Origin of the sequence: Halomonas sp. (assembly GCF_052095695.1) — a bacterium.
Lineage (GTDB): Bacteria > Pseudomonadota > Gammaproteobacteria > Pseudomonadales > Halomonadaceae > Vreelandella.
In genome coordinates, this window is the sequence record NZ_JBQDLQ010000093.1 from 1 (window position 1) to 13,185 (window position 13,185).

The 13,185-nt window shown below is 55.5% G+C and carries 10 protein-coding genes; 2 read left to right on the top strand and 8 right to left on the bottom strand.

Going from position 1 to position 13,185, the window contains the following annotated elements:
• On the top strand, positions 1-3,271 hold a 3,271-nt coding region (gene rne / locus ACTH5D_RS14925), incomplete at its 5' end, for a ribonuclease E (RefSeq protein ID WP_441672605.1).
• Positions 3,272-3,374: 103 nt separating this feature from the next.
• On the opposite strand, the gene murB is transcribed toward rne, so the two are convergent.
• From murB to ACTH5D_RS14955, 6 genes are read right to left on the bottom strand one after another with little or no spacing between them, the layout of a single operon-like run.
• A complete protein-coding gene (gene murB, locus ACTH5D_RS14930) occupies positions 3,375-4,376 on the bottom strand; it encodes a UDP-N-acetylmuramate dehydrogenase (RefSeq protein ID WP_441672607.1) in 1,002 nt (333 codons plus the stop codon).
• 16 nt (positions 4,377-4,392) lie between these two features.
• Entirely contained in the window at positions 4,393-5,196 is an 804-nt protein-coding gene (gene kdsB, locus ACTH5D_RS14935; protein WP_441672609.1) for a 3-deoxy-manno-octulosonate cytidylyltransferase, read from the bottom strand.
• Positions 5,196-5,405, bottom strand: a complete 210-nt coding sequence (locus ACTH5D_RS14940) for a Trm112 family protein (RefSeq protein ID WP_441672611.1) — start codon at positions 5,403-5,405, stop codon at positions 5,196-5,198. The genes kdsB and ACTH5D_RS14940 overlap by 1 nt, the downstream gene beginning before the upstream one ends.
• Before the next feature lie 13 nt (positions 5,406-5,418).
• Complete coding sequence (lpxK, locus tag ACTH5D_RS14945) at positions 5,419-6,432, bottom strand: tetraacyldisaccharide 4'-kinase (RefSeq protein ID WP_441672613.1); 1,014 nt, start codon at positions 6,430-6,432, stop codon at positions 5,419-5,421.
• A complete protein-coding gene (gene msbA, locus ACTH5D_RS14950) occupies positions 6,429-8,165 on the bottom strand; it encodes a lipid A export permease/ATP-binding protein MsbA (protein ID WP_441672615.1) in 1,737 nt (578 codons plus the stop codon). The genes lpxK and msbA overlap by 4 nt, the downstream gene beginning before the upstream one ends.
• A 56-nt stretch (positions 8,166-8,221) precedes the next feature.
• Complete coding sequence (locus ACTH5D_RS14955) at positions 8,222-10,501, bottom strand: DNA internalization-related competence protein ComEC/Rec2 (RefSeq protein WP_441672617.1); 2,280 nt, start codon at positions 10,499-10,501, stop codon at positions 8,222-8,224.
• 97 nt (positions 10,502-10,598) lie between these two features.
• Between ACTH5D_RS14955 and ACTH5D_RS14960 the strand changes: the two genes are divergently transcribed.
• The gene (locus tag ACTH5D_RS14960) at positions 10,599-11,150 is read left to right on the top strand and encodes a DUF2062 domain-containing protein (protein ID WP_441672619.1); all 552 of its coding nucleotides are present in this window, start codon (positions 10,599-10,601) and stop codon (positions 11,148-11,150) included.
• Between the two features lie 22 nt (positions 11,151-11,172).
• Here ACTH5D_RS14960 and ACTH5D_RS14965 read toward each other — a convergent pair whose 3' ends face one another.
• Positions 11,173-11,901 carry an ABC transporter ATP-binding protein gene (locus ACTH5D_RS14965; protein WP_441672621.1) on the bottom strand — a complete coding sequence of 243 codons (729 nt, stop codon included), beginning with the start codon at positions 11,899-11,901 and terminating at the stop codon, positions 11,173-11,175.
• Between the two features lie 43 nt (positions 11,902-11,944).
• The coding region (locus ACTH5D_RS14970; RefSeq protein WP_441672623.1) for a lipoprotein-releasing ABC transporter permease subunit at positions 11,945-13,185 on the bottom strand (1,241 nt) is incomplete at its 5' end.

Sequence of the window (13,185 nt, forward strand, 5' to 3'; positions counted from 1 at the left end):
ACAACGCCTGTACGATTTAGATATCGAATCCGGCGCTCGAGAACAGAAAAAAGCTAATATCTATCGCGGTAAAATCACCCGTGTAGAACCTTCACTAGAAGCTGCCTTTGTCGACTACGGCGCCGACCGCCATGGCTTTTTGCCGCTTAAAGAGATCTCTCGCGAATACTTCGTTAAAGACGTTTCCGGTCGTCCGAGCATTAAAGAAGTACTCAAAGAAGGCCAAGAGGTCATCGTTCAGGTCGACAAAGAAGAACGTGGCAACAAAGGTGCCGCGCTGACCACGTTTGTCAGCTTGGCAGGCCGGTTTTTAGTTTTAATGCCGAACAATCCTCGTGCCGGCGGCATTTCGCGCCGCATTGAAGGCGACGAACGCAGCCAGCTCAAAGATGCCATGGGCCAGTTGACCGTGCCGGACAAAATGGGCCTGATCGTGCGCACCGCTGGCATTGGCCGCAACCCAGAAGAGCTGCAGTGGGATCTGGATTACCTAGTTCAAGTATGGGAATCCATCACTACTGAAGCCGCTAAGCGTTCTGCTCCGTTCCTGATTTATCGTGAATCTAACGTCATCATCCGCGCCATGCGCGACTATCTGCGCCAGGACATCGGCGAAGTATTGATCGACAACCCTGAGATCCACGCCGAGGCGCTAGGCTTTATTCGCCAAGTCATGCCCTCTTACCAGCAAAAAATTAAACTCTACTCTGATGAAGTCGCACTGTTCTCGCGCTTCCAGATCGAATCGCAAATCGAGACAGCCTATCAGCGCGAAGTAAAGCTACCGTCTGGTGGTTCGATTGTCATCGATCACACCGAGGCCTTGGTCTCCATCGATATCAACTCTGCCCGCGCCACCCGCGGCAGCGATATCGAAGAAACCGCGCTACAGACCAACTCTGAGGCAGCCGATGAAATCGCTCGACAGCTGCGCCTGCGCGACATCGGTGGCTTAGTGGTTATCGACTTCATCGACATGGGGCCTGCGCGCAACCAGCGTGACGTTGAAAACCGCATGCGTGACGCGCTCAAACTAGACCGTGCGCGAGTGCAAATCGGCCGCATCTCGCGCTTTGGCTTGATGGAAATGTCTCGTCAGCGCCTGCGCCCTTCGCTGGGTGAAACCAGTGGCGTGGTTTGCCCACGCTGTAATGGCCAGGGCACCATCCGCGACGTGCGCTCGCTCTCGCTTTCCATCATGCGCCTGATTGAAGAAGAGGCCATGAAAGAGAATAGCGCGCAGATTCGCGCCATTCTGCCGGTACCGGTCGCCACCTACTTACTCAACGAAAAACGCAGCGTGCTGGCAGATCTTGAATCTCGCCAGGGTGTTCGTGTAGTGCTGCTGCCTAATCCTGATATGGATACGCCGCATTACGATGTCCAGCGCCTGCGTGATGATCACCTGGACGAAGATGACACCCAAAGCCTTTCAAGCTTTGAGCTTTCCACCGATACCGAAGTAGGTAAAGAGCCTGCACCGAGCTTTGTACCCCCCGCTCAACGTGCTGAAGCTGCCGTTAAAAGCGTTACTCACAACGCACCGGCACCAGCGTCGCTACAAACTGAAGAAAAAGCGCCTGCTGCCGCACCCACTGTGACCAAAACAGCCACAGTTCCTAGCGAGCAACCTAGCGTTATCGGTCGCTTCATGCGCGGCTTTGCAAAGCTGCTGGGCAGCGACGACACGCCCCCTGAGCCAGCGCCTGCGGCGAAGGTTGAAACGCCAGCGCCACGTCGTCCAAGTGAGCGCAGAAGCAGTCAGCGTAACAGCGAGTCTCGTCAGCGTCCGTCGCGCGGCGAGCGCAATGACAGCAATAGCAGTAGAAACGAGTCGCGCAGCGAAAGTCCTGCCAAAACTGAGCAAAAGGCTGAGCCGCGCAGCAGCACGCCACGCCAGGCGAGCGATGATAACAGCGATAAACGCAGTGGCCCTAGCCGTACGCGTAATCGTCGTCGCCATCCTCAGCAGAACGAAAACAGTGCGCAGGATAGCGTTGCTACTGCAAAAGACAGCCATAGCAATGATGTCGCTAACAAGCTCGCCACTCAGAAAGAGCCGCGGCGTGAATCTGCTCGCGATAATCAGCCTGAGGAAGCGGTTAAACAGCCGGCTAACACTACCGCTCCGCCGAAAATCCAGCAGAATGGCGATAAGCCCAAGCGTACGCGTAACAACCCACGTAATCGTTCGCGCGCCCAGGCTATTAATCCTCAGGCAGAAGTCGAGCAGCTAAAATTGCAGGCCGAAGCGCCCAGCGAAAAACTAGAGGCCACGCCAACGCCAACGCCAAGCGAAGCGTCTGTCGAAAAGCCCTCAGTGGCCAGTGAAGTGCCTGTTAGTGAGGCACAGACGGCAAAAGCGGCGAATAACGACAATGCTGCGCCGTCACAAAACGCTGTTGACACTGACAACACGACAACGGCTGAACGCCCAGTGACGGAGAATGCCAAAGCGCGCAGATCAACGCACCAGCGCCGCCAGCCGAAAGCGGCTCCGACAGCGCCTGAGGCAGAAACTACTGAGCTGCAAGACGCCTTTGCTAAACCAAGCGAGCCGGTCACACCAGCCAGCAACGCGCCTGCGGAAGAGCCTTCTCAAGCGACCGAAGCTGAAACGCCCACGGATCAGCCAGACGTTCTGCAGGCCCTGGCAAGTCAATATGCGCCCCACGTTGACGAACCCGTCGTGCCTGAAAGCGCTGAAACGCTGCGCACTGTTGAGCCGACCACCAGCGCGGACCAGAGTGGACCAAGCAGCAATAGCCAGACCGCTGCCTCCAGCGACGCTGAAGAAACTCACCAGCAAGTAGCCGCCTCCAGTGTTTCTGAACGTATCGTTGAGGTTCAACAGCCAGCGCCTGCGGCTGAAGAACAGCCTAGCGTTATATTGCAAGGCGCTGAGCAACAGGCATCTGGGCAGCAGACTTCTGAGCAACAGGATTTTGAAAAACAGGCTTTTGAAGAACAAGGCTTTGAAAACCAGGAGCCTGAGAAAAAGGCTGCCGAGATTAGTGCTGAGCAATCAGTCGTTGAGCCACAGGCTAGCCCTGCACCAACAGCGCAAGCAGAGCCTCAGTCCAGCCTCCCGTTAGCCAGTGAAGCGCAAGCTGAGACAACGACCGCTGAAGAAGTACCTGCTGAGGTATTTGTTGAAGCACCTGCTGAAGCACTTGTTGAAGACATGCCAAAGCCTCGCCGCCGCACTCGTGCGCACAACGATCCACGTGAGAAGCGTAAACAGGCACAGCAAGACACGCTCCCAGAATAAATTGATGGTGTGTGGCAATAGCAAAATCCCCGCTTCGGCGGGGATTTTTTTGTTTCGGATTTGCATTAGCTTATGTATTAGCGCCACTCAGTTTAGGGTAGATTTAAGGATTAATTAAACGCGGTTCTGGCGATAGTCGTACGCCAAAGCGTGCCTCCACCTGAGCAGCAATGTAGCTGGCTATTTTCATCAAGCCATGGCGATCGCCGCCACCAAAATGCACCAGCACCAGCGCCTGATACTGATGAACCCCAAAGGCACCATCGTGCATCCCCTTTAAACCGCACTGGTCGATCAACCAGCCAGCCGCCAGCTTTGTCTGCCCTTTCATTTGGGGGAAATGCGGCATGCCAGGATACTGGCGTAGCAAACCAGCCGCCTGCTCATCCGATATCAGAGGGTTTTTAAAAAAACTCCCTGCATTGGCAAGCACCTTTGGGTCAGGCAATTTTTCACGCCTAATTGCACAAACTGCCTCAGCGACCTCAAGCGGTGTGGGCACCGGCGATAATCGAGCGGCAAGATCACCATAGCCAAGCTGCGGGGCAGGCTTGCGTGATAAACGCAGAATTAACTGAGTAATGACTACTTTATCCGCCATCGCTCCTTTAAACACGCTGTCGCGGTAGCCAAACTGGCATTCCTGCGCGCTTAACCAGGCAAGCTTGCCGGTGGCCAGCTCCATGACCTGCACCGACTGAAGCGTATCAGCAAGCTCTACACCGTAGGCACCAATATTCTGCACCGGCGCCGCTCCGCTGCTGCCAGGGATCAGTGCAAGGTTCTCGATCCCCCACAGCCCTCGCCGGGCGGTCGCCATTACTAAGGCATGCCAGTTTACGCCCGCGCCCACATGCGCTAGCACATGGCCCTGCTGCTGGCTGAGCCACCACTGACTAAGCGCCGGACGCACCGTCAAGCCCGATAACTGCTCGGGCAGTAGCACATTACTGCCGCCGCCTAATAGCGTGATTGGCCACCCTTGGCAGCGCGCCCGCGCTAGGGTACTGCGCAGCGCAGACAAGGTGGCTGGAGCTGAAAAACGCTCAGCTCGGCATGGTAGCGCCAGCGTATTGGCGGACGTGAGATCAACATGATGAGTCATATTCAACTTAGCCACTTTAAGCACTTGGCTCGGCAAATAGCGCCCGTACTCGCTGTAAATCTTCAGCGGTATCGACACCGGCGGGATTTACTTCGCAGGCTAAAGCCACCTGAATAACGTGACCATGCTGTAGCGCACGCAGCTGTTCGAGCTGCTCAAGCTGCTCAAGGCTCGACGCTGGCCAATCGAGATACGCCTCGAGGAAACGCACACGATAAGCATAAATGCCGATATGACGCAGCCATTGATCGCTCGCTAGTAGCGTGGGCGGCTGTTTAAAATGCTCGCGATCCCAGGGAATCGGCGCACGAGAAAAGTACAGCGCTCGCCCCTGAAGAGTGCGCACCACCTTGACCACATTGGGATTAAACAGCGACGCCACGTTGCTAATTGGCTCTGCCAGCGTTGCTATCGATGCCTCTTGGTCCTCAGCCAGGCGCAAAGCCACCTGGTCGATCAACGCTGGAGGAATCAACGGCTCGTCGCCCTGGACGTTAACCAGCAGTGCATCTGCCGGCAAGGCCAAACTATTCGCCACTTCGGCCAAACGATCAGTGCCCGAAGGGTGATCATTGCGCGTCATGATTACCTCAGCGCCATAAGCCTGCATGGCATCGCGTATGCGCGCATCGTCGGTTGCAATCACCACCCGACTAGCATGGCTTTGACAAGCGCGCCGCCAAACGTGCGCGACCATTGGCTCACCGGCAATCTCAAGTAGCGGCTTACCGGGTAACCGGGAAGAGCCATAGCGCGCGGGAACAACAGCGGTAAAATCAGGAAAGGTAACGTCTTGCGTTGTAAAATCAGTAACAGCCATTAAGCGTCTCCGGTGCGTCCCGGCGACGTAGGCAGCTTTTCATCGGCATCCATTGCACGGGCTTCTTCGGGCAGCATGACAGGGATGCCGTCTTGAATAGGATAGGCCAAACCATCGTAATGGCAGCGAAGCTCTTGCCCCTCACGATCATATTTCAGCTTACCGCTACACAACGGGCAGACCAGCATTGCCAGCAGTTCCTTATCCATGCGAACGTCTCCTCTAGGAAAGTGCCGACAGTCGCGCTGCCAGCCAGTGCTCAAATTCGGATGGAAGCGTCGCTTCCACGTCTAATATCCAGCTATTGGGCGGTGCCAGGTCATAACACTTTACGGCGTCTTTGGCCGTCATCACCACTGGCCGCGACTCTGCAAAGCTTAGCGCCTGAGCACTAAAACGCTGATGGTCTGCTAACGGGTGCCAGTCACCCTCGACTCCAAGGGTCGATAACGCCTGAAAAAAACGCTCGGGATGACCAATGCCCGCCACGCCATGCACCGGCAATGCAAACGGCAAAGGTGTTAACGGAAAGCGAGTGCCGTCTGCTAGGCGTCGCCAGCAGACCGGCGCCAGCTGCATATGAGTGACCGACGCAACGGGCAGCGGCTGCTTTAAATCCCCATTGACGATCACCGCATCGACTCGCTGCAGCCGATTAGGCGATTCTCGCAGCGGCCCGGCAGGCAGGCAATAACCGTTACCAAGGCCGCGGGCGCCATCAACAACGAGCAGTTCGATATCTCTAGCCAATGCCAGGTGCTGCAAACCATCGTCACTGATAACAATATCGCATCCCGCCGCTATCAGTGCCTGGACACCCCGTACGCGATTGGGATCTGCCACCACCGGCAGCCCGGTTTGCTGTGCCAGCATAAGCGGCTCATCGCCACTTTCTGCCACCTTCGTACTGGCCGTTACTCGAAGCGGATAGTGCGGCGCTTTTCCGCCATAGCCGCGCGTCACAATCCCCGGCGTGAAGCCCTGCCCCACCAACCAACTAGCAAGCCAAGCCACCAAGGGGGATTTACCCGTTCCGCCAAGGGTGATATTGCCAACCACAATGACCGGCACGGGCGCCTTCCAAGAGGCTTTTCTTCCGCGACGGTAGGCTTGTTCACGACGCGCCATGCCCCGCTGGTACAGCGCCCCTAGCGGCTTAAGTACCGCTAGCCAGCGGCTGCCTTGATAAGCGCCTTTCAGCCATCGTTCTGCTAGCGTTTTCGCAGGCAGCTTCATACCGCTTCTTGGAACTGTAGTTGGTACAGTGCCGCGTAGGCACCGCCCGCTTCAAGCAGCTCCTGATGGGGGCCTTCCTCGATAATACGCCCTTGATCCATCACCACAATTCGATCGGCTCGCTCAATAGTCGAAAGCCGATGTGCAATGACCAGCGTGGTACGCCCCTCACAAACACGCTCAAGGGCTTTTTGAATATAGCGCTCAGATTCAGTGTCCAGTGCTGACGTTGCTTCATCTAATACTAGCAGCGGCGCATCCTTAAAGATCGCTCTGGCAATTGCCAAACGCTGACGCTGCCCTCCCGACAGCATAACGCCATTTTCACCGACCGTGGTGGCGTAGCCGTTGGGCAGTTTATCGATAAATTCATGCGCATAGGCAGCCTCGGCGGCGGCTTTAATCGCCTGCATATCAGGATTGGCCACGCCGTAGGCAATGTTATCGGCAATCGAGGCATTAAATAGCGTTACCTGCTGAGAGACCAGCGCAATCTGCTGGCGTAGCGGCCCCAGCGCGTAGTCATCAACGTTAATGCCATCAATAGTAATCGCACCCTGGCTAGACCGATAAAAACGCGGTAACAGGCTGACCAACGTCGACTTTCCGCTCCCCGAGCGCCCGACGATGGCGACTAACTCCCCAGGTGCCAGGTGGAGGTTAATGTCATGCAGCACGTCAGGCTGGTCGTCGGCGTAGCGAAAGCTGACGTTATCAATCATGACATCGCCTTTTAAACGGCAGGCTATGTGCTTTCCAGTGTCCTGTTCAGGCGACATATCCAGCAGTCCAAACAGCTCCGATGCAGCGGCCAGTCCTTTCTGGATTTCACCATTAATCTCAGTCAGTTGGCGCACTGGTTTAATCATCAGCGCTGCCGCCGTTATGAATGCCACGAACTCACCAGGCGTCATGCTTGCCATGAGCGAGGGTGACATGGCAAGCCAAACCAGCAGCGCCATAGAGATAGCCACGAGCATCAAAATCACCGGCGAGCTAACGGCGCGCGTCATGGCTTCCTTCATGCTTTGACGGCGGTTCTCTTCGCTCACTCGCTCAAAGCGCTGCTTCTCATAAGCTTCAGCACCATGCGTACGCACGACGCGATAACCCGAAAGGGCTTCCGAGGCAATGTGGGTCACATCGCCCATAGAGTGCTGAATGCGTTTTGAAATACGTCTAAATCGCTTACTTACATAGCTAACCACCACGGCGATGATTGGCGTCACACCCAAAAACAGTAGTGTTAACATCCAGTTCGTCCAAAGCAGATAGAGAATCAAACCAATTACGAAGAGGCCTTCGCGAAGAATGATGGTCACTGCTTTGGTAGCCGCCCCGGCCACCTGCTCAACATGATAGGTTACTCGCGACACCAGTTGGCCGCTCGAATGATGATCAAAAAACCAGCCGGGAAGATGAAGCAAATGGGCGAACACATCGCAGCGCAGCGTGTGGATCACATAGCGCCCAACGTAGGACATGAAGTAGGTACTGAGGAAGGTGCCGACCCCACGGGCGAAAAACATAATAATGACAAACAGTGGCAGAAATAGCCGGAAGGCTGCATCTGGGTTTTGAATGCCATCAATCAGGCGCTTCATCATCTCCGCCAATGCGGTACTTGATGCGGCATAAACCACAAACCCCACCAGCGCCAGCGCAAACGCCTGCCAATGTGGCTTAACGTAGCTCAACAACCGCTTATAGACATCCCAACTTGAATCGGTCACACGCGCTCCTGGCAATAGTGTGCAGTGCGCTGAATTCTACCTTAAGGCGGCGTGCTTCAACACCGGTTGCGTTGTCCAGATAGCTTACGTGTCGTTTTGATTTGTATGAGATCGCTAGCATCTAGCCAAAAAAGCAGCGCGCCATCCTGCGCGGTGCTCCATAAACAGCTATTTTCATAGCGAAAACGTCGTACCACTTGATCAGCCGGGTGCTGGAACTGATTGCTTCTTCCTGCGCTGAAAATAACGTGCTGGGGCGTCGTATGGCGCACAAATTGAATGCCCGAGCTCGTGCGGCTGCCATGATGCCCGGCCACCAGCACACTGACCGGTGAGCGCACATCCTGTAAGAAACGCCGCTCTATGTCGGCACCAACATCGCCGGTTATCAACAGCCTGTGCTCGCCTACGCTGACTTCCAATACGCAGGAGCGGTCGTTAGCAGAAAGCGTATTAGCACCGGCAGGTGGCCAGAGAATACGAAAGCCAACCCCATCGCGCTCCCATGCCTGGCCTCGCGCGCATGCAAGGTTTGGCACGGGCAGTGATTCCCCCAAGGGGGTGAGCCACTGATTGACCTGATGATCAGAGAGTAACGCCTCAACCCCTCCTGCGTGGTCGTTATCGGCGTGGCTAATAATCACTTGATCAAAACGCTGCCCCGGCGACCACAGCGTCTCTAAAGGCATAAACCCACCTCTAAACCGCGGTCCGGCATCATAGAGAAGACGATAATTCTGGCTACGCAGCTCGATCAACTGCCCCTGGCCCACATCGTGCACGCTCACTCTAATAACGCCTTGCGCAAACGGCGGTGCAAGCGACCACCAAGGCAACGCGACTATCAGCGCGGTTGAAAGCAAGCGCAGCCCAGGCAGAATACCCGGCACCCCCCAGCACAGCGACAATAGCAGCAGTGCGAAGGCTAGCGGATACGTTAGCAATCGGTCAGGCTCCCAAAGCGGCCACTGTTGCGATGACAGCGTCAGTAAAAGATGAAAAACGTTGAGCGCTGCCTCAAAAATCCACCACGCCAAATGGCCTACGAGAGGAAATGGCGCTAGCAGCCAGCCTAATAGCGCCGTAGGCACCATGACCGAGCTAACCCAGGGCACGGCAACTAAGTTAACCAGCGGAGCCATCGGGGCTACTCTGCCAAACGCCACCAGCACAGCGGCGGCCATGAGCGGGGCTAGGAGTAATTGCGTTCGGATCAGCGCCCAGCACCACCCTTTAATACCCCGCGGGCGTTGATGCCCCTGCCAAATAACGATCAACCATGCCACGGCAATAAAGGACAGCCACATACCGGGCCGCCATAAAGCCAAAGGATCAAACATCAGCACTAGCGCGAGTGCCAGCCACCATGCTTGCCAAGCGCCGGGGGCATGTCGGCCACTAAGTACCCACAGGCCAATGAGCGTCATCACCATTGCTCGCATAGCGGGCGGCGCCATTCCCGCGAGTGCGGCGTATGCAACGCAGCCCGCTGCTGCTGCCCACCATGGCCAGACTCGCATGCGCCAGTTGCCGGGAGTTAATAGCCGTGCAGCTAGCTTTGCTAATAGCAGTACAAACGAAGCGACTAAGCCAACGTGTAATCCCGAAATCACCACCAAGTGCGTGGTGCCGGTGGCATTTAGTAGCGACCAATCATCTTGTGTCAGCTGACCGCTCTCACCCAGCGTCAGCGCCGCCAACCAACGCTGGGCGCGTTCGCTAACTGCTTGTTGTGATAAGAAGCTGAGCGCTAGCTGGCGTAAGGAGATGCTAGCAGTCGATAGTCGTTCAGCCGGGGGATCCTGACGCAGGTACCCCGTCGCATGAATACCCTCTCGCCAGAGCCATTGCTCAAAATTGAAGGCATGCGGATTGGCAAAACCGTTAGGAGGACGCAAACGCAGCGTCATTCGCCACTGCTCCCCTGGCTTAAACACCTCATCGCTATAGGCCGACACCCGCACTTTGGAAAGTGCCGAGCAGCTAGGGCGCTGCGCCGGGCTATGGCACGTATCAAGCGCAAGCAATAGCCGAGTAGCCTGAAAGGATGGTACAGAGAGCGGCTGAACTGTTAAAACGGTTGCTTCAACAACGACATCTTCACCGCTTAACCCGGCCGACAGGCGGCCAGACCACTCGCGTTGTACGTTAACAAACACCCAGAGACCGATTAAAAGCCAAATACCAAAACGCGGGCGCCACGTCATCACCAATAACATAGCCACAAAGCCCCACCCAAGCGCGCTGGATGTCGTCCCTACCAAAGTGCTATACCAAGCAAAAAATCCCCCGCTCAATGCCGCAAAAGCGGCTGGCATAGCAACACCGAACCGCATGCAGCTCTCCTTTGTGTTAGTTCATTCACTGCCCAGCATAGCTTAAGGGCGACGCTATATGGATAATAGGCGAGATCGATAGGTAAGAGTGTTCGCTATGCCGCGCCGATTCCTGCAGCGCTACATGCCCAAACCCGACACTATCAGGAAACAGCGCTCATTACGGTTCTTAGCGCCGCTGATTGCAGACCCGGGGTTGTGGCTTTTAACTCGCCGAAGCGTTGCGAATGCGTTTAGCGTGGGCGTGTTTTGCGCCATGCTTCCCATTCCTTTTCAAATGGTGGTGGCTGCACTGGGCGCCCGTTTAACACGCTGTAACTTGGCGCTATCGATCGGCCTGGTATGGATTACCAATCCTCTGACGATGCCACTCGTTTTCTACGGCAACTACCGAATTGGCACATTTATACTCGGCACGCCGGTGCGGGAGGCTCCTTCTAAGATTTCAACGCACTGGATTGCCGAACAGATGCACGACATTATGCCGCCGCTGATTGTCGGATCGTTAGTAACAGCGATTTTTTTAGCTATCGTCGCCAATATTGGTATTCGCCTGATTTGGCGCTGGCACGTTTCTTATAATTGGAAACGCCGCCGCCTAAAACGTCGGCAGCGGCGTGCGCGCATCGAAGCAGAGTTTGATGACTGAGCTGGATGGCTAAGCTAGACGATTAAAGGGCGGGCGCTTGCTCAATAAGTTTTCCTGCATCTAGCTTGAGTACGCGATCTTGATGAGCTGCCAAGCCGACGTCATGAGTCACAATGACAAACGCGCAGGCGCTTTCTTTCGCCAACTCATCCATCAGTGCCAAAATAGTGGCTGCCGTGGTCTGATCCAGGTTGCCCGTCGGCTCATCCATTAATACCAGACTTGGATCCGTCACCAGCGCTCGAGCAATCGCCACGCGTTGACGCTCGCCCCCGGATAGCTCGCCAGGCCGATGATTAGCCCGCGGCGCCATACCTACTCGTTCAAGTATTTGCATAGCGCGCTGCTCGGCCATTTTTTTCGACTGACCGCGAATAATCAGCGGCAAAGCGGCGTTTTCAACAGCGCTGAACTCTGCCAACAAATGGTGGAATTGATACACAAAACCAATATAGCGATTACGAAAGTTGCCAAGCGCCGTTTCATTCAAGCCTGCTAGTGGCTCTCCGGCAATGGTCACGCTGCCTTCACTGGGGCGGTCAAGGCCGCCCAGCAAATTCAATAACGTTGTCTTACCTGACCCCGAACTGCCGACGATAGCCACCCGCTCTCCGGCACGCACCTGCAAGGTGAGCTGGTCCAGCACCGTGAGTTCTTGGGGCCCTTCGCTATAGACCCTGCTTAACGCCTGGCAATCGAGCATCACCGCCGCGTCTTGGCGTGTGTTCAGAGGCATCGTATTCATAGACATCCTGGCATCCTTATTGCTGCTCTCGTTATTGCCGCTCTCATGACTATTCATAGCGCAATACATCGGCAGGCTGAACCCGCGCTGCGCGCCAAGCAGGATAGAGCGTTGATAGGAACGTCAATCCAAAAGCGGCCAACACAATACGACTGACATCACTCCACTCCAGACGTGAGGGCAGATCACTGATGAAGTAAACCCCGGCATCTAGGAACTGGATACCCAGCGTTCCTTCGACCCAACCAATAAGGTCCGCAATCGTTAGCGCGAGCAGCACACCCACCGCAACACCAATGGCGATACCAATAATACCGATCGCCATGCCTTGAACAATAAAAATGCCCATAATCGAGCTTGGCTTAGCACCAATAGTGCGCAGAATGGCGATATCTGCCCGCTTATCGGTGACGACCATGACCAGTGTCGAAACGATATTAAACGCTGCCACAGCAATAATGACGGTGAGCAGTAGCGCAATCATGCGCTTTTCCATTTGTATCGCTTGAAACAGATTACCTTGGGTAAACGTCCAGTCGCTGCCGCGATAGCCGGAACCAAGCTCATTGATAATGGCCTGGGTTTCGCTGCTAGCCGCAAACAGATCATCCAACTCTAGACGCAAGCCGCCCACTGCATCGCCTAAACGCGCAAGGGTCTGCATATCTTCAATATTGGCATAAGCCAAGTTGGCATCAAGCTCAGCGCCGACGCTAAAAATACCGCTGACGGTAAAGCGCTTTAAGCGCGGAAAGACCCCGGCGGGCGTAATCGATGCTTCAGGCACTAACAGCGTGACCCGGTCGCCCACGCCAACGCCTAAACTGCGTGCCAGTGCCGAGCCCATCACCACGTGCCATTCACCGGGCACAAGGTCAGCCAACTTACCTTCACGCATATGATCACTGATAATGGACACCTTATCTTCCCAATCAGGGTTAATGCCATTGACCATGGCGCCTTGATTGCGACCACCGACCGAAAACATACCCTGCTGTTCCACATAAGGCGCTGCGCCAATAACCCGCTCACGCTGCATCAACTGCTCAGCCAACGACTGCCATTCAACCAAGCCTTCCCGGGACTCAATTTTAGCATGAGGCACCATTCCCAAAATGCGTGTGCGCAGCTCATGATCGAAGCCGTTCATCACCGACAACACCAGGATAAGGACCGCAACGCCCAGCATTAATCCCAGCATTGAGGTCAGCGAAATAAAAGAAATAAAGTGGTTTCGGCGTTTAGCGCGCACGTAGCGCAGCCCCACCAGAAAAGGCAAACGATCAAGCA